20 protein-coding genes are annotated in these 20,224 nt (G+C 58.1%); 12 read left to right on the top strand and 8 right to left on the bottom strand.

Annotated elements, in window-relative coordinates:
- Positions 1 to 284 precede the first annotated feature (284 nt).
- From HVA01_RS00830 to HVA01_RS00810, 5 genes are all read left to right on the top strand, one after another.
- Complete coding sequence (locus HVA01_RS00830) at positions 285 to 1,337, top strand: ChuX/HutX family heme-like substrate-binding protein (protein ID WP_146872578.1); 1,053 nt, start codon at positions 285 to 287, stop codon at positions 1,335 to 1,337.
- On the top strand, positions 1,334 to 2,218 hold the full coding sequence (locus HVA01_RS00825) for a heme/hemin ABC transporter substrate-binding protein (RefSeq protein WP_146872577.1): 885 nt from the start codon (positions 1,334 to 1,336) through the stop codon (positions 2,216 to 2,218). The genes HVA01_RS00830 and HVA01_RS00825 overlap by 4 nt, the downstream gene beginning before the upstream one ends.
- Positions 2,215 to 3,255, top strand: coding sequence for a FecCD family ABC transporter permease (locus HVA01_RS00820; RefSeq protein ID WP_146872576.1), 1,041 nt, complete (start codon positions 2,215 to 2,217; stop codon positions 3,253 to 3,255). Before HVA01_RS00825 ends, HVA01_RS00820 begins: the two co-directional genes overlap by 4 nt.
- Entirely contained in the window at positions 3,249 to 4,010 is a 762-nt protein-coding gene (locus HVA01_RS00815; RefSeq protein ID WP_146872575.1) for an ATP-binding cassette domain-containing protein, read from the top strand. The genes HVA01_RS00820 and HVA01_RS00815 overlap by 7 nt, the downstream gene beginning before the upstream one ends.
- Before the next feature lie 121 nt (positions 4,011 to 4,131).
- Entirely contained in the window at positions 4,132 to 4,506 is a 375-nt protein-coding gene (locus HVA01_RS00810) for a YbaN family protein (RefSeq protein WP_146872574.1), read from the top strand.
- Positions 4,507 to 4,510: 4 nt separating this feature from the next.
- Here the strand turns inward: HVA01_RS00810 and HVA01_RS00805 are convergent, their stop codons facing one another.
- The gene (locus HVA01_RS00805; RefSeq protein WP_146872573.1) at positions 4,511 to 5,017 is read right to left on the bottom strand and encodes an Lrp/AsnC family transcriptional regulator; all 507 of its coding nucleotides are present in this window, start codon (positions 5,015 to 5,017) and stop codon (positions 4,511 to 4,513) included.
- Positions 5,018 to 5,252: 235 nt separating this feature from the next.
- Between HVA01_RS00805 and HVA01_RS00800 the strand changes: the two genes are divergently transcribed.
- The 4 genes from HVA01_RS00800 to HVA01_RS00785 all read left to right on the top strand — a co-directional run bounded on the left by HVA01_RS00800 (position 5,253) and on the right by HVA01_RS00785 (position 9,211).
- Entirely contained in the window at positions 5,253 to 6,269 is a 1,017-nt protein-coding gene (locus tag HVA01_RS00800) for a 1-aminocyclopropane-1-carboxylate deaminase (protein ID WP_146872572.1), read from the top strand.
- A gap of 164 nt (positions 6,270 to 6,433) precedes the next feature.
- Positions 6,434 to 6,772 (top strand): DUF6482 family protein, encoded by a 339-nt coding sequence (locus HVA01_RS00795; RefSeq protein ID WP_146872571.1) that lies wholly within the window; start codon positions 6,434 to 6,436, stop codon positions 6,770 to 6,772.
- A 169-nt stretch (positions 6,773 to 6,941) separates the two neighbouring features.
- A complete protein-coding gene (mgtE, locus tag HVA01_RS00790; RefSeq protein WP_146872570.1) occupies positions 6,942 to 8,297 on the top strand; it encodes a magnesium transporter in 1,356 nt (451 codons plus the stop codon).
- Between the two features lie 170 nt (positions 8,298 to 8,467).
- A complete protein-coding gene (locus tag HVA01_RS00785; RefSeq protein ID WP_146872569.1) occupies positions 8,468 to 9,211 on the top strand; it encodes a sulfite exporter TauE/SafE family protein in 744 nt (247 codons plus the stop codon).
- On the opposite strand, the gene HVA01_RS00780 is transcribed toward HVA01_RS00785, so the two are convergent.
- From HVA01_RS00780 to HVA01_RS00760, 5 genes are all read right to left on the bottom strand, one after another.
- Positions 9,212 to 9,916: an HAD family hydrolase gene (locus HVA01_RS00780; protein WP_146872568.1), complete on the bottom strand. Its 705-nt coding sequence runs from the start codon at positions 9,914 to 9,916 to the stop codon at positions 9,212 to 9,214.
- Positions 9,917 to 9,996: 80 nt separating this feature from the next.
- Positions 9,997 to 12,669, bottom strand: coding sequence for a sensor domain-containing protein (locus HVA01_RS00775; protein WP_146872567.1), 2,673 nt, complete (start codon positions 12,667 to 12,669; stop codon positions 9,997 to 9,999).
- Between the two features lie 129 nt (positions 12,670 to 12,798).
- On the bottom strand, positions 12,799 to 14,103 hold the full coding sequence (locus tag HVA01_RS00770; RefSeq protein ID WP_146872566.1) for a TRAP transporter large permease: 1,305 nt from the start codon (positions 14,101 to 14,103) through the stop codon (positions 12,799 to 12,801).
- Positions 14,104 to 14,193: 90 nt separating this feature from the next.
- Complete coding sequence (locus HVA01_RS00765; RefSeq protein WP_146872565.1) at positions 14,194 to 14,769, bottom strand: TRAP transporter small permease; 576 nt, start codon at positions 14,767 to 14,769, stop codon at positions 14,194 to 14,196.
- A gap of 74 nt (positions 14,770 to 14,843) precedes the next feature.
- Entirely contained in the window at positions 14,844 to 15,842 is a 999-nt protein-coding gene (locus tag HVA01_RS00760) for a TRAP transporter substrate-binding protein (protein WP_146872564.1), read from the bottom strand.
- A 271-nt stretch (positions 15,843 to 16,113) separates the two neighbouring features.
- On the opposite strand from HVA01_RS00760, the gene HVA01_RS00755 reads away from it, so the two are divergent.
- The 3 genes from HVA01_RS00755 to HVA01_RS00745 are packed head-to-tail and all read left to right on the top strand — an operon-like array spanning position 16,114 to position 18,547.
- Positions 16,114 to 16,866, top strand: a complete 753-nt coding sequence (locus HVA01_RS00755) for a 5-oxoprolinase subunit PxpA (protein ID WP_146872563.1) — start codon at positions 16,114 to 16,116, stop codon at positions 16,864 to 16,866.
- 23 nt (positions 16,867 to 16,889) lie between these two features.
- On the top strand, positions 16,890 to 17,594 hold the full coding sequence (gene pxpB, locus HVA01_RS00750) for a 5-oxoprolinase subunit PxpB (protein ID WP_146872847.1): 705 nt from the start codon (positions 16,890 to 16,892) through the stop codon (positions 17,592 to 17,594).
- On the top strand, positions 17,591 to 18,547 hold the full coding sequence (locus HVA01_RS00745) for a 5-oxoprolinase subunit C family protein (protein ID WP_146872562.1): 957 nt from the start codon (positions 17,591 to 17,593) through the stop codon (positions 18,545 to 18,547). Before pxpB ends, HVA01_RS00745 begins: the two co-directional genes overlap by 4 nt.
- Here the strand turns inward: HVA01_RS00745 and HVA01_RS00740 are convergent.
- Both HVA01_RS00740 and HVA01_RS00735 read right to left on the bottom strand, forming a co-directional pair.
- Positions 18,520 to 20,034, bottom strand: a complete 1,515-nt coding sequence (locus HVA01_RS00740) for a sodium:solute symporter family protein (protein WP_146872561.1) — start codon at positions 20,032 to 20,034, stop codon at positions 18,520 to 18,522. The two genes, HVA01_RS00745 and HVA01_RS00740, sit on opposite strands and share 28 nt — an antisense overlap.
- Complete coding sequence (locus HVA01_RS00735; protein ID WP_146872560.1) at positions 20,027 to 20,215, bottom strand: hypothetical protein; 189 nt, start codon at positions 20,213 to 20,215, stop codon at positions 20,027 to 20,029. The genes HVA01_RS00740 and HVA01_RS00735 overlap by 8 nt, the downstream gene beginning before the upstream one ends.
- Between the last annotated feature and the right edge of the window lie 9 nt (positions 20,216 to 20,224).

Raw genomic sequence — 20,224 nt, 5'->3', positions numbered from 1 at the left:
GACTGTGACCGCCTGTCTGCATTTGGGTGAAGCTTCGGGGTGGTAGACGCCTTGGCCACTCAAATCTTATTGAGGGATATCGATAACTCTGCTAAATTAACGCTAATAGTTATCATTAACATGGGGGTTTCCCTCTCATGCAGCTGCCCGATAAGGGTGCTGAACAGAGCGATGCGCCTGCAGCGGCTCGTCACGTGGGTAGCCGAGCGCTTCTCGGCAAGCGTCGCCAGCATTTTAAACGCGCAGGCGTACTTTTGCCGCCCTCAACAGCAGGGAGATGATTCATGATCCAAGCTCAAAAAATCGCAATTTTAGAAGCCTTTGACAACGCCCGTACCGCTCAACCGCGCCTTCCCGCCCTTGAGATAGCCGAACGTTTAGCGATCAGCGAAGGCGAGCTTCAAGCCGCCCGCCTTGGCCGCGAGGTGTCGACACTACCATTGGCGCCCCATGAGCTTGCCGAGCATTTCAGCCTGCTAGGGCAGGTCAAAGCATTAACGCGATCGCGGCTGGCGGTGCTGGAACAACAAGGCGACTACCCGGCACTGAGTGGCGGTTCGCATACGGGTCTGCTGCTCGACCCGGGCGGCTTGGATCTGCGACTGCTCTACACCCACTGGCACTGGGCCTGCTTGATTCGAGACCTGATCCCTCAGCAGGATGGCCGTGAGACATGGCGCTGGAGCGTTCAGGTCTTTGACCGCCATGGTCGAGCCATTCACAAATGCTTTGCGCTGGAGAACCCGCTACCACCCGCATGGGCCGCCTTGGCGGCACTCGGCAATACAGACTCACCGGCCTTTACTCAGCTGGCGCCGCGTTCACAGCGACCGCTCCCCAGCGTGCCTAGCCTTGCCGGCGAATGGGGGGCGATGCGCGATGTGCACCAATTTTTTGCGCTGCTACAGCGCCATCGCTTGGAACGCATCGAAGCCAACCGGCTAATGGAAGGCCGCTATACCCGCGCGCTGCCCGTGCAGGCCCTGGAAACAGCGCTCCAGCACGCCAGCCAACGGGCACTGCCGTTGATGCTGTTTGTCGCCAGCCCCGGCTGCGTGCAGATCCGCACCGGCACACTGCCTGCCCCGCAACGTGCCCGCGGCTGGCTAAACCTGTTGGGTGAACAGTTCACCCTGCACCTCAACGACAGCGCCATTGACCAAGTGTGGCAAGTCAACAAACCCAATCGCGACGGCGGCGTCACCAGCATTGAAGCCTTCGATGCCGAGGGCTCGCTAGCCCTGCAGCTTTACGCGCAGCGCCAGGAAGGCCGGGCGGAAAGACGCGAGTGGCGGCAGCTCCTCGACGAACTAGGTCGTTGCCAGGAGGTCGCATGATGCCCACCCGCTTAGCCTCACGCGTGTTCGCCGCTATCACGCTCGGATGGCTGCTCGCCGGTGCACCGCTGGCCCATGCTGACGAACGCTGGATAGTCCTCGGCGGCGATATTGCCGCCACCCTGGCGGCGCTGGATGCCGACGCCAACGTGGTCGCCCGGGACGATACCGTGCTTTATCCCCCGCAGATGGCCGCCCTACCGTCAGTCGGCTATCTGCGCCAGCTTTCCGCTGAAAGCGTGCTTTCGCTTCAGCCTGACCGCGTGCTGGCAGCGGGGCACGCAGGCCCGCAAGAAGTGTTGGAGCAGCTAGCGGCCGTCGGTGTCACGGTTGAGACGATCAACGCCCCACCTACCTTGGATGCCATTGCCGACAAGGTGCGTACCGTTGGCCGACTCACCGGTCGCAGCGAGGAAGGCGACGCATTAGCCAGCGAGTTGGACCAAAAGCTTGAGCGGTTAGCGCGACTACCGCCGCTACCGCCGACCCGCGCGATGTTTATCCTCCAGCATAGCGGCTTAACCCCCCGGGTGGCGGGCAGCGACACAGCAGCGCATACCGCCCTAGAAGCCATTAGCCTTGAAAATGCGTTTGCGGCGATGGCGGGCTACCAAAGCGTCGGTGCCGAAGCGCTTGCCAAGCAGGCCCCCGAGCTGGTGATTATGTCCCAGCGCGGGCTAAACGCCCTCGGCGGTGAAGCGGCGCTATGGCAGCTACCCGGCATGGCGCTAACGCCAGCGGGCCGCGAGCAACAGCTGATTGTGATTGATGACCAAGCGCTGCTCGGCTTTGGCCCCCGCGCCCCTGATCAGCTACTCACTCTGCGCCAAGCCGCCGAAGACCTCTTGGGTGCGCCCACCACCGCCCAGGTGAGCCCATGATCGCCAGCCTCAACGCCTATCGCTACCGGATCTGGCTGCCAGCCAGCCGCGCGCCACGCGTGCTAATTGGTTTAATCGCCGCCCTGATGCTGGCCTTAGCGTGGGGGGCCACCTCTGGCGCGCTGGGTATCTCCCCCTGGGCCCTGTTAACCGGCAACGCCGATGCTCTCAGCGTACAGGTGTGGTGGCAGCTGCGTTTGCCGCGCTTACTGCTGGGTGTGGTGGTCGGTGCGATGCTGGCAGGCAGCGGCGCGGCAATGCAGGGCCTGTTCCGCAACCCGTTAGCCGACCCAACATTGTTGGGGCTTGCCAGCGGCGCAGGGCTGTTTGTCGCGCTCTGGATAGTGCTTTTCCAAGGCAGCGGTGCGGCCAGCCTTTACGGTCAGTTTGCCGCGGGCTTTCTGGGCGCCCTAAGCGTATGCGTCATCGTGTTTAGCCTGGCCAAGCGCCAAGGCGGCGGCAGCGCTGCGGTCATGACGTTGCTGTTGGCGGGCCTGGCGATTAACACCTTGGCTGGCGCTGGCGGCGGCCTGCTGGCGTTTATCGCCAGCGATGAAGAACTCCGTCAGCTCAGCCTGTGGGGCATGGGTAGCCTCACCAACTCACTCTGGCGCACGACGGCGCTGGCCCTGGTGTTGATGCCGCTGGCCTTGTGGCTGTTGCTGCGCAGCGCCAGCGAACTCGATCTGCTGCAGCTTGGCGAAACCACCGCCCATGCCGCAGGGTTAGACGCGCCACGCCTCAAACGCCGTATCGTCGTGGCCACCTCGCTGGGCGTTGGGCTATGCGTGGCGTTAACCGGCGTGATTGGCTTTCTTGGCCTGCTGGTGCCGCACTGCCTACGGCTATGGCTGGGGCCTGGTCACCGCCTGCTGCTGCCCGCGTCGATGCTCGGTGGCGCCCTGCTATTAGTGGTCGCCGACACCCTGGCACGCACGCTTGGCGCACCGGCAGAGATCCCGGTGGGATTGCTGACGAGCCTTCTAGGCGGGCCCTATTTCCTTTATCTCCTCATGCGCCGGAGCCGTTCATGCTAACCCTGCATCAGGCGGGCTTGCTGGCCACGCCCGCGTTAGCCCCTCTTGACGGCAGCATTCGCCCCGGCGAGCTACTCGCCATTGTCGGCCCCAACGGTGCGGGCAAGAGCACGCTGCTTAGCATGCTGTCAGGCTTTCGCCCTGCCGAGCAGGGCGAGCTTCACCTGGATGGAAAACCCTTGCGCGAATGGCCGATCAGCGAGCTTGCCAGCCGCCGCGCGCTGGTCGCCCAGCAGGAACCGCTCGGGTTTGATTGGCGAGTCGACGAGTTGGTGTGCCTAGGTTGCAACCCAGAGCAATCGCTGGTCGCCGAGCTGCTAGACGACTTGGACTTGACCCACCTTGCCACGCGCAGCGTGCTCTCGCTTTCCGGCGGCGAACGCCAGCGGGTGATGGTGGCAAGGGGCGCCTGCCAGCTCCTCTCAAGGCGTTCTCCTACCGCCAAGGATGGCGGTCTTCTCCTGCTGGATGAGCCGACCAGTGCGCTGGATATCGGCCAACAGCAGCGCCTGATGCGCCAGCTACGTGCCTGGGCCGTGCAGCGCCATATGGCGGTCGTCTGTGTGCTTCACGACCTGAACCTGGCAGGCACCTACGCTGATCGTGTCTGGCTAATGCATCAAGGCAAGCGTATTGACCATGGCCTCCCCCACCAAGTGCTCAACCCCGCCACCATCGCTGACGTTTATGCGGCCGAGCTGCAGCATGTTGAGGGCGGCACCCAAGGCAAGCCGCTGCTGGCCCTGATGCCTTGATCCATCCGTCATCAAACCAGCATTAACCATCCCATTGAGTAGCGCCGCCGTGGTATAAATCCATACTTATCCATACGTAACGGACTGTTTACGCATCAGCGAGTGCCAATGGGGAGTGAGGATGGGACTTATACGCGCCCTATGGATAGCGTTGGCGGCAATCAGTTTTAGTATCGGCGTAGTGGGTATTTTTCTACCCCTGCTGCCTACCACCGTGTTTATGCTGATGGCGGTTTACTGCGCCTCCAAAGGCTCACCGCGTTTCGAAGCATGGATTCGCTCGCGCCACTATGTCGGCCCACTGCTGTTGAACTGGGAACAAGAGCGCGCTATCCCCCGGCGCGCTAAGCTAGCCGCCGTGGGCATGCTAGCGGCGAGCGCGCTGCTTATCATCTGGTCACTGGGAGAAGGTTGGCTGCGCTGGGCGCTGGTCGTTTTCCTGACCGTCGTTGCGCTATGGCTGGTCACCCGGCCCGAGCCGTCTTCCTCGCCTTAGCACGCTACATCGGCACCTTATGGGTAGAAACCACTTGGCGCAGGCCCATAAAGGAGCGGATCTGGCGTACACCGGGCAGGTAGAGCAGCTGTTCGGCATGCAGCCGGTTGAAGCTTTGGCTGTCCCGGGTGCGCACCAGCATAAAGTAGTCGAACTCCCCCGTGACCACGTGGCACTCCATACAGCCGGACACTTTCTGGGCCGCCTCTTCAAAGGCGGCGAAGGATTCCGGCGTCGAGCGATCCAGCACCACGCCAATCAATACCACCATCCCCGCCTGAAGCTGTTCCGGGTCTAAATGCGCCACCACCCGGCTGATCACCCCGTCCCGTTTGAGCTTTTCCACCCGCCGTAAACACGCCGCAGGGCTCAGGCTCACCTGCTCCGCCAATGCCACATTGGAAAGTGTAGCGTCGTCTTGCAGCAGCTTAAGAATACGCCGATCTGTTCGGTCTAGTTCAGCCGCCTGATCATCAGGCTCAGCGCCTGAACGGGAGGTTTTTGAGCGCACTATTATTTACCTTATTGATATTTAAACACCATTTAAAACCATAGAAATCACTTAACACCAACATTAATTGCTTCAAAAGCTTTCATTTTGCAACACAAAAATTGCAGCTAACACTTAGTATAAATAGCAGAGCGCGCCAACTGTTCACACATAGCTTTCACAAAAACCTTTCACAAAACCCTCGCCAAGCGAGCTTTCTATTTCGCACTGAAACGCTTAAAAGCTGGAGCCTGTTATGAACCTAGAACGCTTTCCACGTTACCCGCTGACGTTTGGCCCCTCCCCCATCACGCCGCTAAAACGGCTGAGTGAACATCTCGGCGGTGAAGTCGAGCTCTACGCCAAGCGCGAAGACTGCAATAGCGGCCTGGCCTTTGGCGGTAACAAAACCCGCAAGCTGGAGTACCTGATTCCCGAAGCGCTGGAACAGGGCTGCGATACGCTGGTATCGATTGGCGGCATTCAGTCCAACCAGACCCGCCAGGTCGCGGCGGTTGCCGCTCATCTGGGTATGCAGTGCGTGCTGGTACAGGAAAATTGGGTCAACTACGCCGACGCGGTCTATGACCGGGTGGGCAATATCGAGATGTCGCGCATCATGGGCGCCGACGTGCGCCTGGACGACGCGGGGTTCGATATCGGCATTCGCCCCAGCTGGGAGCAGGCCATGGAAGATGTTCGCCAGCGTGGCGGTAAGCCCTTCCCGATTCCTGCGGGTTGTTCCGAGCACCCGTATGGCGGATTAGGCTTCGTGGGCTTTGCCGAAGAGGTGCGCCAGCAGGAGAAAGAGCTGGGCTTCACCTTTGACTATATCGTGGTGTGCTCGGTCACCGGCAGCACCCAGGCAGGCATGGTGGTGGGCTTTGCCGCTGATGGCCGTGCCCAGCGAGTGATCGGCATTGACGCGTCTGCCAAACCCGAGCAAACCCGCGAACAGATCCTACGCATCGCCCGCAACACCGCCGAACTGGTGGAACTGGAAGGCGGCATAACCGATGACGATGTGATTTTGGATACCCGCTATGGCGGCCCGGAATACGGCCTGCCCAATGAAGGCACGCTGGAAGCCATTCGCCTGTGCGCCCGCCTGGAAGGTGTACTCACCGACCCGGTTTACGAAGGCAAATCCATGCACGGCATGATCGATAGGGTGCGCAACGGTGAATTCCCCGCTGGCTCCAAAGTGCTTTACGCCCACCTGGGCGGCGTACCGGCGCTAAATGCCTATAGTTTCCTGTTTCGTAACGGTTAACGGCTAAGCATCCGCCCTGCCCGCCTGATCTGGCGTCTCAATGACGCCGATCAGGCGGTGTGGCTAACAGCCGCGTTTTCAAGCACCTTGCTATAAAAGCACTGTACAAATGTAGAGCAGAATTTACACTCGGCGTATAAGATTCCCATCGATGAGGATATGCCATGTCGTCACCGCTTCCCGCCCACCTCACCCTTGACCAACTCGCACAACGCCCAGCACCGCTGCCTGACGTAGAGTTACTCGGCCTGGATATGGGCTGGTATATCGTTCGTTTACACCAACATGGTAGCGCTAGCCTGCTGGTCGATGCACAAGGCGAAACTAAGCGCTTTACCGGCACGCAATGGGTCAGCCGGGCGCTTGCCCCGCTTGGCTTTACCCACGGCATTCTGACCTGGGCCGATGCCACCGATGAGATGATTGGTAACGACAGCCCGCCAGTTTCCGCCCAGCAGCGCATGGCCTACGGCGTTCGGGTGGCGTTTGCAACGCGCCATTAAGCGCCAGCACATTAGCTATACCTTACCTAAAGCCATTGACGCTTAGTCGTTGATGCTTAGCAGGGAGCCTCCATGGCTTTCCGCTAAGCCTGCCTATAAGATTCATAGTGAGCCATCAAACGCTTTCAATTTACGGTTATAAAAATTAATTCTCCAAAGGATGGACTCTATGCGCGATGATGAAAAATACACCAATATTGAGGAACAGCTGCTGTATCTTCAAAAGCTATTAGATGAAGAAGATACAACGGCCCTAAAAGAGCTGTTCACCGAGCTTGATAGCTTGGAGATTGCGCGCACACTTGAGTCCTTTCCGGCCAAAACACGAAATTATCTTTGGGAATATGTTCCTGACGATTTAATCGGCGAGGTGCTCGCCGAAGTTGACGAGGATATTCGTGGCGACTACATCGAAGATTTATCTGCCAGCGACGTAGAGCAAATTGTTAAAGGCCTGGATGCTCAAGAAGTTGCTGAAGTACTGGATGTTGCCGACGAAGCCATCAAAACCAGCGTTTACGCCAGCTTAGACCAGGATATTCGCGCCCAGGTCGAGAATCTTCATGCCTATGAAGATGATGTGGTGGGGCGCTACATGGACCCCGAAACGGTCAATGTAAAACAAGGCGTGTCGTTAGAAGCCGTGCAACGCTATATCCGCATTCACCACCTGCTCGACGATGAGTCACAGCAGATCATGATTACGGACAAGGATAAGCGCTTACTCGGCACCTTGACCCTGATTGATTTAATCAAACAGCCACAAGATGCCGTGGTTGATGATTATATGGATGATTTCTTCACCCTGAATGATCAAATGAAAGTCAGCGATGCCGCCGCGTTATTGCGCTCTAAAGAACTCCACTTTGTCCCCGTATGCGATAGCGAAGGGTTATTGGTCGGCCAGCTCAACTCCGCTGACGTATTAGAAATCACCCAAGATGATGCCGACCTGACGCTTAAACATATGTCCGGCGTCAGTGATGAAGAAGAAGTCTTTACCCCGATCATGCGAAGCACCAAAAGCCGCGGCATTTGGCTGGGCATTAATCTGTTAACCGCTTTTCTAGCCGCTTTTGTGATTGGGCAGTTTGAAGCGGTCTTAGATCAAATTGTCGCGCTGGCGATTTTGATGCCAGTCGTTGCCAGCATGGGGGGTATCGCCGGCAGTCAAACCCTCACCGTCGTCATACGCGGTATAGCGCTGGGCCAGCTCGCGGGTAACAATATAAAGTGGCTTTATAACAAAGAGATGTGGGTGGGCATGAGTAACGGCCTGGTGTGGGCATTAGTGGTCGGCTTAATTGCCCATATTTGGTTTGGCGACGCCATGATTACGCTGGTGATTACACTGGCCATCTTTATCAATATGAGCCTGGCCAATGTCGCTGGGGTGCTGATTCCATTGGTGTTGAAAAAGCTGCAGATTGATCCAGCGTTATCCGGCGCGGTGATTTTAACCACCGTTACCGATGTAGTTGGATTTTTGTCGTTCCTGGGGCTGGCGACGCTGATTATCTTGTGAGAAGTAACCATGCCTGGGGCGGGCAACTCAGAATTAAGCGCTCATAGCCGCTAGGCTCTCTGTTCACTTCGCCCGCTAACATTTATCTAGTGTTATGCTGTTGTGCCTCACTTAATGCGGGGCTTTTTATTGACCGCTGATAACCGAGAACTGATAACCGAGAGAGGCTCATGCTCCCCGACTACTCCGTGATTGCCTGGCTGTTGATCGCATTTTCCGTGTACCTGACCGGTGTTTCCAAGGGCGGTTTTGCAGGGGGATTCGGTACGCTCTCGGTGCCGTTAATGGCACTGGCGATCAGCCCTGCCCAAGCGGCGGGCCTGCTGCTTCCACTACTGCTTGTGATGGATGTGTTTGCAGTCAAAGCTTGGTGGGGTAAGCACGACATGACCGAAGTATGGCGCTTTGTACCGGGATTATTCATTGGTGTTGCTATCGGTACGCTGCTGTTTGGCAGCCTAAGCGAACAGGGTTTGCGCCTGACACTGGGCATTATCACCTTGCTATTCGCCACGTATATGCTGCTAAAACCCGTCGCCAAGAAGCCCATTTCCACTCGGTGGGCACTGCCTGCAGCAAGCATCTGTGGGTTTACCAGCTTCATGGCCCACGCCGGGGCGCCGCCGCTCAATGTCTATTTGCTGCCGCGCAAGCTGTCGAAAGAGACCTTTATCGCCACCTGCGCCGTCACGTTTGCAGTGGTCAACGTCATCAAACTGGCGCCGTACATGTGGCTTGGCGAGATTAATGTGACCAGCGCCTGGGCCTCGCTACTGCTAGTGCCCATCGCCTGGATCGGCGTACGCAACGGCCTCTGGATGCAAAGCCGCGTCGACGAAGCGCTGTTTTATCGTTTGGTGATTCTGGCCATGTTCTTGGTCGGCTTTAATCTGATTTGGCAGGCGCTGAGTTGATTAGCGGTGGCGTAGGGAAACCGCGGGGTTAGTGGCTCGCCAGTCTAAGCGCCGCCACCCTTCGACGCTAGCCACCTCGGCCAATACCGGGTCTGGATTAACCGCCACTGGGCAATCCACATATTGCAGCAGCGGTAGGTCGTTGCGGGAGTCTGAGTAGAAGGTGGTGTGGCTGGGGGTGATCTGCTGCTCGGCCAGCCACTGTTTCAGGCGCAGCACTTTCCCGCCACGATAGGAAAAAATACCCTCGCTGCCGCCGGTATAGCGCGCGTCTTCATTAATGCCGTTCTCGACGCTTAGCTCTACCGCCAGCACGTGCTCAATGCCCAGGGTGGTCGCAATCGGCTCGACCAGATGGCGCGACGAGGCGGAAATCAGTAGCAGGGTATCGCCTGCCTGACGATGCGCTTCCAGACAGGCCCAGGCCTGCTCAAAAATACGCGGCTGCAGGTGGGTAGCAACGAAGCGCTCGACTTCTTTTTGCACATCGCTCACCCGGCGCCCACGCAGCGGTGCCAGGGTCATGGCTAAATACTCTTCCAACTTTAACTTACCCGCGTGATAGGCCTGGTGCATTTGCGCCGCCCGCGCCATAAAGACGTCGGCATCGCTGATCCAACCTTGCTCTATCATCCATAAATTCCAGCGGTCGCTGCAGTCTCCATCCAGGAGGGTGTCGTCAAGATCAAACAGGGCCAGGCGCATGGAAGCACTCCTATCGTCGCGGGTTGGCGGCGCGTAGGGTATGCCAAAGGTGATGACAAAACGATGACGATGATAAGGACTTAAGGGGTCAACCACGCCGCCGCAAATTCATCCGCGGGTAACGGGTGACCAAACCAATAGCCCTGCGCTTCATTACAGCCCATTTCGGCCAGCAAACGGGCCTGCTCTGGGGTTTCGACGCCTTCTGCCACGGTCTTCATTTCTAACGCCTGCGCCATAGCAATAATGGTTTTCACGATGGTGCGATCATTTTTGTTTTCGAGCATTTCGCGCACAAAGGAGATGTCAATTTTCAGTGTATCGGCGGCGAAGCGGCGCAAATAAGCGAGCGAAGAATAGCCGGTGCCAAAGTCGTCAATAGCGAGCAGATAGCCTGCTCGGCGCATGGTGTGAGTAATCTCAACGGCCTGGTCAGGGTCACGCATAAACTCGCTTTCGGTGAGCTCCAGCCCAATAGCACTCGGCGGCACACCGGCGGTGAGACGGGCAATATGCGCCGTCAAATGGGGGTCAGCAAACTGCTGGGCGGAAAGGTTAACCGATAGCCGTCCGGGCAGCGGTGTATTGCCTGTTTGCCAAACGCTTAACTGCCTTGCTGCCTCCGTTAACAGCCAGTCGCCGTGCATACGAATCAAACCGCACTCTTCCGCTAGCGGGATAAATTCGCAGGGGCTGACCCAGCCCAACTCGGCGTCGTACCAGCGGCATAGTGCTTCGGCACCGGTAAGCCGCCCGCTAATCAGGTCTACCTGGGGCTGAAAATAAAGCTTTAGTTTGTGCTCATTGATGGCAGCGCTGAGCCGTTCGCTCATCACTTGGCGACGCTGAAGCCCATGGCGCATGGTTTGGGTATAAGGGCAGGTGCTATTTTCACGCTGTTTGGCGTGATGCAGGGCAATGCTGGCGGCGTTAAACAACTCGCTGGTATGGCTTACCTCTTGCGGATAGCAACCAAAGCCGATACTCACCTCAAGGTGAAAGATACGCTGCTCAATGGCGATCGGGCGGCTCACCTCCGCCCGTAACTGCGTCACAATACGGTGGACATCGCTCTCAGTAGCGCCCGTCACCAACACGGCAAACTCATCGCCTGATAGCCGCGCTAAATAGCTATCTGAGAGGTCTACCTGGCGTAAACGACCGGCCACCGTCATCAACAGTTGATCGCCCACGTGGTGCCCGTGCAGATCGTTCACTTCTTTGAAACGCCGGATATCCAATAGCAGCAAACTAAGCGTGTGCTTTTCCTGCTGCGCGTCATTTCCCAGGCGCTGCAACAACTCCAGAAAGCATGCCCTATTGGGCAACCCGGTGGTGCTATCCATATAGGCCAGCTGGTGCATGCGGCGGTGGTCGCGGCGGCGCTCAAGCTCTGCCGAGGCGCCGGTAGAAAGGATTTGCAACACAGAGGTGGCAAACGCATTGGTGGTCAGCGGTTGACGGTAAAAAACCACTATCACACCGATGGCCTCGCCGTTGATATTATCCAGGCGACGCCCAATCCACGCTCTAGCTTGTAGCGAGGAACCCGGCAACGACAATAGGGGCCCATCTCGCACCACTGCCTCGCGATCGCGGACGATTTGCTCGCTGGGCGTTGCTGATATGGCAAACGATAGTTGTTCAAGTTGAACGCCGTCTACCACCCTACTAACGGTCGTCGCCTGCCCGCCTACCTGCCCCCCTCGCTGTAGAGGCTTATCCAATAGGGCAATAAAGCCTGCATCGGCTTCAAGCACCTCAACCAGGGTACTTATCAGTTGTTGAAAATAGCCATCTCCGTCTTGAATGGTGACCGTAGAGGCAACCTGCACAACGGCGTTTTGCACCCGCTGGGCCTCTTGCTGATCGGTGACATCCGAGATAAAGCCTTCCAGACAGACGACCTTGCCGACCTCATCCATCACCGCTTGGCCCTGCTCCCACATCCACCGGTAGCCGCCGTCGCGGTGGCGCAACCGGTAGGTCATGCGATAAGGTCGCTGGCTGGCAATCGCCGCCTGCACTTCACGAAATAGTCTGTCTTGATCGTCGCGATGAATGAGCGCAGCAAAGCTGATCAGCCGATTATGCTGCAACTCGTCAGGTCGATACCCGGTAAGCTCTTCGGCCCCCTGGCTAACCAGTTGCATGCTCCAATCGCGGTCATTCAAACAGCGGTAGGCCATGCCCGGCAGATGGTTCAACAAGGTGTTCAGCCGGCGCTCGCTTTCCCGCGCGACGGCTTCGCTTTTTCTTAATGCCTGCTCGGCCTTTTGGCGACTCAGCTCTGTCCCCGCCTGGGCGGCGGCAATTTGCAGTATTTCATTGGCTAACTCGCCCATCTGCAGGGGGGAGTTTTTGAGCACAGCCAACAAACCAATCAGCGCGCCATTCGGCGCATAGAGCGCGCGCCCCGAATAGCCCTCGGCACCCAGTTCACCAAGCAGCTTGTCGTCAGGAAAGCGTGATTGAACATCACGCGCATATAGGCAAGGCTCGCACCCCAGTGCGGTTTCACAAGGGGTACCGGCTAGCGGGTAAGTCATATTGCTGAGCAAGCCACCCTGTGACCAAACCGCCAGCGTCTCAGCTTGGTGGTGCTGAGTCACATCGGCCACTAGCACATGGTCAACGCCCAGCACTGTCGCTAAGCGTTCAACCAGGGTGGTATAAAAGCGCGGCGTTCCACTGTGTGCGGCCCCTTCGGCCAGCTGGCGAAAAATGTCTGCCGCTTCGATTCCTATCTGCATCAGTGCTCTCACCCGTGACTAGCTTTCTTCAGCTTAACTTGAAAGTGGCCCGTAAAGGACAGCCTCTGAAACATCTAAGCATCTATACAAAAAACTTAACGACAGAACAGGGGTTAATATAGCGGGCGTTTAACGATTCATTGCCTCCGGCAGGTAGAGAGCGATACCTGGAAAGGTATGCATTAAGGCAATCGCCAACAGCATCAGTAGGAAGAACGGGAGCGTGGCTTTGGTAATGGTCAGGATATCCTTCCCGGTTAGCCCCTGAATCACGAACAGGTTGAAGCCCACTGGCGGCGTGATCTGCGACATTTCGACCACCACGACCAGATAAATCCCAAACCAGATCAGATCAAACCCAGCGGCACTCACCAGCGGCATAATAATCGCGGTGACCAGCAGAATCAGCGAGATGCCGTCGAGAAAACAGCCCATCACCAGCAGCAGTAAGGTAAGCGCAATCAGCAGCATGGTGGGCGATAGCCCCATTTCGCCAATCGCCTGGGCCAGCTTCATGGGCACCTGGGTAAAGCCCATGGCCGACGTCAAAAACGACGCCCCGGCGATAATAAACGCGATCATGCAGGCGGTACGCACGGCGGCAAACAGCGCGCTTTTGAAGATTTCACGATCAAAATGGCCGTTAAAGCGCGCAATTACCATCGACAGCACCACACCCACCGCCGCGGCCTCCGTGGGCGATGCCAAGCCGCCATAAATCGAAAAGATGATCCCACCGATTAACAGCAAAATAGGCACCAGTGACCCGGTATTGCGCAGTTTTTCGGCAAAGCTCATAAAGGCTTCATCCTCACCGGCCAGCCCTTCGCGGTTGCCTTTATACAGCGCCCATACGATGAGATAACTCATGAACATCGCCAAAATCATCAGGCCTGGGCCAATACCGGCCATGAATAGCCGGGAAATCGACTGTTCAGTGACCACACCGTAGACGATCAGCATGATGGAGGGCGGAATTAACAACCCCAGGGTCGAGGCGCTGGCCAGCGTGCCGATTGCCATATTGCTGTCGTAGCCCCGCCGTTCAAGCTCCGGCAGGGTCATTTTACCCACCGTGGCGCACGTCGCCGCCGATGAGCCGCAAACGGCGGCAAACATCCCGCTACCAATAATATTGGTGTGCAGCAAACGTCCCGGCACGCGGTTTAACCACGGCGACAGGCCGCGAAACATATTATCGGCAAGCCCGGAGCGAAACAGAATCTCGCCCATCCAGATAAACATCGGCAGCGCGGTAAGATCCCAGCCGTAGCTGGCACCCCAAAAGTCGGAAGCCAGGATCGCCCCGGGTGAGAACGCGCTAAAGAAGGCTAACGCGATCCAGGCAGTGCCGATCAACGCAAAGGCGATCCACACCCCGCTTCCCAACAGCAACACAAGGGTCAATACAGTAGCGAGACTGAGGGTTAGCACGGGAGCATCTCCAGAGAAAAAGACATGGCCTGAGTGGCTATCGGCTTGGTTGACATAGACCTGGCTGACATAGAACTGGCTGACATAGACTCAGCCCCCCTCGCTGTCATCGGGGGCCGCTGGTGCCTGCGCAGGGTCCTGAAAACTCGCCGGGTCGCGAATGGCAATTCGCAGCGCCATGAACAGGGCCTCCACCAGCGCCAGACACAACAGCCCGACGCTAGCCACGAGTACCAGCTGTGGAATCCACAGTGGAATCGACACAAACCCCGAAGACACATCGTTGTACTGCAGGCTTTCTCTCACCAACCCAATCAGGCCGTAGCTGAGCGCTAGACTGATCGCCAGGGCGATGACGAGACCCAACACCTCGAACCAGACACGAACTGCCGGTGGCAATCGGGTAATCAGCAGCGTCATACGAATATGGGCGTGGTGCACAAAGGTGTAGGCCAAGCCCAAAAAGGTCGCCCCGACCAATAGATAAGACGCAATTTCCGAAACGCCGGTAATCCGCAGGCCCAAACGGCTCAGGCTCACTAGCACCATCAGTGCGTCTACCACGCGAAAAGTCACTTGGAGCGCTATCAGCGCACAGATCGCCACCATGCACAGCGCCGCGCCCCACGCCCCCAGGCGATAGAGTTTGTCGAATTTAAACGTCATGTTCGCAGTCTCACTAAGCGCATGAAAAAAGCAGAGGCGGGGCGACCACCTCTGCACAGACAGCACGATGGCACTCAGTTATCGCGCTGCTCGCGGTAGGTGTCCAGCGCCTGTTCGGCGTCGTCATCGGCGCGCGATTGCCAGTCTTCAAACAGTTCATCGCCGGCTTCTTGCAGCGCCTCTGAAATAGCCTCGTTAGGCTCAGACACCGTGATGCCGTTCTCTTGCAGCGCGGCCAGGCTTGCCTGGTTATCTTCGCGACTCATCTCCCAGCCACGCGCTTCAGCGCGCTCGGCGGCTGCCATCAGGGCTTCCTGCGTTGCGTCATCCAGGCCATCGAAACTACGCTGGCTGATAAACACAATATTTTTGGGCAGCCACAAATTAGCGTCGGTGTAGTCGCTGACATAATCCCATGCGGCCATGGCATTACCGGTAGAGCTTGAGGTGATCATGGCATCCACCCGGCCGGTGCTGAAGGCGGTGGGAATGTCGGACTCTTCGGTTTCTGTCGGGCTACCCCCCAGGTTCTCGATAAAACGCTGGGTGTTAATATTCGGTGCCCGGACGCGCAGGCCCTCAAACTGTTCAGGGTCGGTGAGCGGCTCAGCGGTATAAATGCCCTGTGCCGGCCAGGCAACCGCGTAGAGTGGCATCAGCCCCTCCTCGGCGAACAGCTCGGTGATCATCGGCTTGGTGGCTTCCCACAGTGCATAAGCATCGTCATAGCTACCCGCCACCCCCGGCAGGGTATCGACTTCAAAGATCGGGTCCTCGTTGGAGAGCACCGACAGGAAAATTTCCCCCGCATCGATGGTGCCGCGGCGAACTGACGGCTTGATCTCCCCGTGCGAGACCAGCGAACCGCCGCTATGCACGGTAATAGTTAATTCGCCATCGGTGGCGTCAGCCACATCCTCAGCGAACTGCTTATTATTTTGGGTATGAAAACTGGCATCGCCGTAGGGCGTCGCCATGGTCCACTCGGCGGCCTGGGCCGCTGCCGACAAACCGCAGGCTGTCGCCAGTAACAGTGTGGAAGGGAGCAGTGTGGACGTGAGTGTCTTGCGCATAGTGAGAATCCTCTTTAGCTATTATCTTATATCGACTAACAGCGATGTGCCGTAAGTACCTGTGTATTAGTACCAGCGTAAGCGTTGAGCGGCCTACATTCGCGAACGCTAACCAACGCTTTTATCACGCCGGTGAATAACGTCATAAGCGGCTAATCACTATTTCCTCAAACGATTGGCACTGGGCAAGCTCTGTTTATATCTTTAGGGTGGATTACAATTCAGCTTCAGCCAAGTAAAAATCTCAACCGCATCAACGCTAGGAGTTGCTATGACCATCCCCCTGCTTAATTGCGATATGGGCGAAAGTTTCGGTAACTGGCGCCTCGGCCTGGATGCCGATGCGATGCCTTTCGTCGACTGCGCCAACATCGCCTGCGGTTTCCATGCCTCCGACCCCCATGTGATGCGCCGCACCGTCAAGCTAGCGGTACACAATGGCGTTCGCATTGGCGCGCACCCCGGTTACCCAGATTTGATGGGCTTCGGGCGGCGCTCCATGGCCTGCTCGCCGGAAGAAGCGGAAGATATGGTGCTTTATCAGGTAGGCGCCTTGGCAGGCATATGCCAGGCCGAAGGCACCCGGCTGAGCTACGTCAAACCCCATGGTGCGCTTTACAACGACATGGCCGCCAACCCGGCACTGCTCGAAGGCGTCGTGCGCGCGGTGCGAGCTTACGACGCCAGCCTGCCATTAATGATGATGGCCACCGCCGACCCCGAGCCGCACCGCGAATTAGCCGCCAAGCTGGGCATTACCCTGTGGTTTGAGACCTTTGCCGATCGTGCCTACGACGCCAACGGCCACCTCGCCTCCCGGCGCCTGCCTAATGCCGTGCACCACGATCAAAACACCATCGTCAATCAAGCGGTGAAGCTAGCCAAAAGCGAGCCGCTTACCGCGCTCGACGGCACTCAATTGCAACTACCCTGCGATACGCTATGTGTTCACGGCGATAACCCTGAATCAGTGGCCGCCGTGCGCGCTATTCGCGAAGCCTTTCAAACGCTGGAGCAGGCGTGAAACCCACTATTGAAAGCAGTCGTATTGAAATACGCATTGAAACCGCCGCCATGGATGCCCTGATGGTGCGCTTGTTCGACGCCATCGACGAAGCCAATATGGCCTGGGTCATCGCCGCCGACCAAGCGCTGCGCAAGACCTTTGGTGCGGCGCTCATTGATCTGGTGCCCTCTTACACCACGCTATTAGTCCATTACGACTGCCAGCAGGCAACCCATACCGAAGCCCTGCAACTTATTAACAAGGCGCTTTCAGGCCTTACCCCTGTGGATACGCAAGCCGGTGAGCTGCACGATATTCCCGTGTGGTACGACGAAAGCGTGGGCCCTGAGTTACCCAAGGTTGCTCAGCGCGCCGGCTTAAGCGTCGACGAGCTGATTGAACAGCACTGCCAACATGACTACTGCGTTTTCGCGCTGGGGTTTGCCCCCGGCTATGGGTTTATGGGCCTAGTGGATGAAGCGATCGCCACGCCGCGTTTAAAGACACCGCGCAGCAAGGTCGCCGCCGGCAGCGTGGGCATTGCCGATCGCCAAACCGCCATTTATCCGCTGCTCTCGCCGGGTGGCTGGAACATTCTGGGTCGTACCAACGTGGCGCTATTCGAGCACGCCAAGCGCGGCGAGCCACTGCTGCGCCCCGGCGATAAGGTACGCTTTAGAGCGATCTCTCGGGATGAGTTTGAAGCAGACGGCGGCGATACCACGCCCATGGAGGAGCGCTCATGAGCCAAGCGGCTAGCCACAAAGCACAAAAAGGGCTGATCGTTAAACAGACGGGGCCACTGGCGCTGATTCAAGACGCCGGGCGCTTTGGCGTCGCTCACCTAGGCGTTACCCAGGGCGGTGCCGCCGACTGGATCGCGTTTCGCTGGGCCAACTGGCTGCTGGGCAACGCCTCAAACAGCGCCGCGCTGGAAATTGTCATGGGAGGCGGTTTAAGCCTTGAAAGCGAACGCGAGGTGCACCTGGCGTTGACCGGCGCCGACCTGGATGCCCAGCTGGATGGCAAGCCACTGGCGCCCAACGCCCGCTTTCAGCTACTGCCTGGCCAGCGCCTGGTATTTCGCCAGCCGCGTCAGGGCCTGCGCGCCTATCTCGCCTTTCCCGGCGGGCTGAATGCGCCGGAGGTGCTGGGCAGCCGCGCCTGCACTGCCCGCGAGCAATTCGGCGGCCTGCACGAAGATGGCAAACCGCTACAAGTGGGCGATCGCTTAACCTGGCAAGGCACCGCCCCGGCGATGCGGCGTATCGCTGACGACCAAGCCCCGCGCATGCCCGTGTCTGGCTGCCGCCTGCCCATCGTGCTCGGCTCGCAAATCGCCTCGTTCAGTGGCCGTGCGCTTTTTCAGGCCTTCAACCAGCCGTGGACGGTGGATAACCGCGCCGACCGCATGGGCGTGCGGCTCACCGGCCCTGCCCTACACGGCTCGCTGACGGGGATTATTTCCGAAGGCATTCCGCTAGGCGCGGTGCAGGTGCCGCAAGACGGTCAGCCCATCGTGCTGATGAACGACCGCCAGACAATCGGCGGCTACCCGCGCCTGGGTGCCCTCACGCCGATCGCCTGCGCTACCCTCGCCCAGTGCCTGCCCGGCACCCAGGTGTGGTTAACCCCGGTCAGCGCCAGCCAGGCCCAGGATGACTACCGGCATCAGCTAGGAGTTTGGGTAGGTGGCTGACGGCGCTTTTTACCCAGCTCTTCGGCGATGGCATTTAAGAAGGCATCTCTTGATGCTTGATGCGGCTTGGTCACTAGGCTAACGCTGACAAACAGCCCGCTCGCCACCACGATGCCCCACACGCCGGCGGGCAAGCCCAACAGCGAGTTACCGGTGGCGTACATTAACAATACAAAAACGCTCGTTCCCACCACGCTCGCCAGCGCCCCGGCAGCGGAACCGCCTTTCCAGTAAAAGGCCCCGATAATCGTGGGCACCATGGCCACCAGGCCAGAAGAGGCCGCCACCGAGAGTATCGCGATAAGATCCAACTGCAGCTCGGCAAAGCCCATTGCCATCAGCGCAATCACCGGCACCACAAACTTCCCCACCAGCAGCTGACGCTTTTCACTGGCATTGGGTTTGACGTTGGCATTCGTTTTTAAATTGGCATAGACGTCGCGAGACAGCATAGAGGCCAGCGTCAGCATAATCGAATCAATGGTGGACACTGCTGCTGCCATGATGCCGATCATCACGATCACGCCGAGCACCGGGGGAACAAACGAAGAGCCCAGCAGCGTGGGCGTGGCTAAATCTGAACTTTCAAGGCCGGGAAACGCGACCAGCGCCGAGAACCCCCATAGCACCGAGACGATGGTGTAGATAAAGCCAAACACCAAAAAGCCAAGCAGCATCTGGCGCATGGAGCGCAGCGAGGCGGGCATGAACAGGCGCTGGCTAACCTGCGGATTAGACAGGCTAAAGAAGAACCAGGGAATGGTCAGCCCCAAAAAGGTCACAACGTTAAATAGCCCCGGCCCAGGCACCGTTAGCGACTGCGGATGCTCGGTTGCCAGCGTATCGAATAGCGCCCCAAAGCCACCCAGGCCTTGGATCACCAAAAACGCTACTAGCGTGGAAGCCACGATCATCATGATGGCCTGGAGCGAGTCGGTCCACATTACCGAACGAATCCCCGCCACATAGGAGAAGAAAATAGCGATCACTGTCGCCAGCACCACGCCGGTGGTAAAGGTAATCGCGCCATCGGTCATGCCCTGTAGCAGGTAGCCAACGCCGGCAAGCTGAACCGCCGAGTAAGGAATCAGAAAGACACAGCTGGCAATCGAGACCGCCATGGCGACATGTTTACTATGGTAGCGGTACCCCAACATTTCGCTGGGAGTCACAAAACCAAATTGTTTGCCGACGGCCCAAAATTTGGGCCCAAAAATAGCCACCAGGGAAACACCGGCAAAGTAGATGATTTCAAAACCTAGCGCCCCCACCCCGCCGGCGTAGGTAAGGCCTGCCAGTCCCACCATCATAAACGCGCTGTACGTCGTCGCACTGTAGCTCAGCGCCGAGACAAACCCGTTCATTTTCCGGTTGCCCAAAAAGTAGCCGGCCATACTGTCGAGCTGGCCCTGCCGGGACATCAGCGCAATCACGATGGCGATGGCAAAATAGACGGCGATAGACCACCAAATTAACGTTTCAGTCATCGCTGTGTTCCTCAAAATCCCTGGTGATCAACACATTCAGCGCGATAACAACGAGCCCTGCACACGCCCAAAACAGGAAGCTGCCATACCAGCGCGCCACATCGCTCAACAGCGTGTAGGGCACTAAACCGCTCAGCAAGACGACGGCCCATACGAGCCATATCCATTTACTGCGTTTCAATGTCAGCTC

This window comes from Halovibrio variabilis, assembly GCF_007991175.1.
GTDB lineage: Bacteria > Pseudomonadota > Gammaproteobacteria > Pseudomonadales > Halomonadaceae > Vreelandella > Vreelandella variabilis.
Note: the sequence above shows the minus strand (reverse complement) of the source record. Positions and strands in the feature narration are given on the sequence as shown.

What these genes read in the sequence shown, in the direction of transcription:
- HVA01_RS00830 (WP_146872578.1), top strand. Translation starts at nt 285, where the DNA reads ATGATCCAAGCTCAAAAAATCGCAATTTTAGAAGCCTTTGACAACGCC.
- HVA01_RS00825 (WP_146872577.1), top strand. Translation starts at nt 1,334, where the DNA reads ATGATGCCCACCCGCTTAGCCTCACGCGTGTTCGCCGCTATCACGCTC.
- HVA01_RS00820 (WP_146872576.1), top strand. Translation starts at nt 2,215, where the DNA reads ATGATCGCCAGCCTCAACGCCTATCGCTACCGGATCTGGCTGCCAGCC.
- HVA01_RS00815 (WP_146872575.1), top strand. Translation starts at nt 3,249, where the DNA reads ATGCTAACCCTGCATCAGGCGGGCTTGCTGGCCACGCCCGCGTTAGCC.
- HVA01_RS00810 (WP_146872574.1), top strand. Translation starts at nt 4,132, where the DNA reads ATGGGACTTATACGCGCCCTATGGATAGCGTTGGCGGCAATCAGTTTT.
- HVA01_RS00800 (WP_146872572.1), top strand. Translation starts at nt 5,253, where the DNA reads ATGAACCTAGAACGCTTTCCACGTTACCCGCTGACGTTTGGCCCCTCC.
- HVA01_RS00795 (WP_146872571.1), top strand. Translation starts at nt 6,434, where the DNA reads ATGTCGTCACCGCTTCCCGCCCACCTCACCCTTGACCAACTCGCACAA.
- mgtE (WP_146872570.1), top strand. Translation starts at nt 6,942, where the DNA reads ATGCGCGATGATGAAAAATACACCAATATTGAGGAACAGCTGCTGTAT.
- HVA01_RS00785 (WP_146872569.1), top strand. Translation starts at nt 8,468, where the DNA reads ATGCTCCCCGACTACTCCGTGATTGCCTGGCTGTTGATCGCATTTTCC.
- HVA01_RS00780 (WP_146872568.1), bottom strand. Translation starts at nt 9,916, where the DNA reads ATGCGCCTGGCCCTGTTTGATCTTGACGACACCCTCCTGGATGGAGAC.
- HVA01_RS00775 (WP_146872567.1), bottom strand. Translation starts at nt 12,669, where the DNA reads ATGCAGATAGGAATCGAAGCGGCAGACATTTTTCGCCAGCTGGCCGAA.
- HVA01_RS00765 (WP_146872565.1), bottom strand. Translation starts at nt 14,769, where the DNA reads ATGACGTTTAAATTCGACAAACTCTATCGCCTGGGGGCGTGGGGCGCG.
- HVA01_RS00760 (WP_146872564.1), bottom strand. Translation starts at nt 15,842, where the DNA reads ATGCGCAAGACACTCACGTCCACACTGCTCCCTTCCACACTGTTACTG.
- HVA01_RS00755 (WP_146872563.1), top strand. Translation starts at nt 16,114, where the DNA reads ATGACCATCCCCCTGCTTAATTGCGATATGGGCGAAAGTTTCGGTAAC.
- HVA01_RS00745 (WP_146872562.1), top strand. Translation starts at nt 17,591, where the DNA reads ATGAGCCAAGCGGCTAGCCACAAAGCACAAAAAGGGCTGATCGTTAAA.
- HVA01_RS00740 (WP_146872561.1), bottom strand. Translation starts at nt 20,034, where the DNA reads ATGACTGAAACGTTAATTTGGTGGTCTATCGCCGTCTATTTTGCCATC.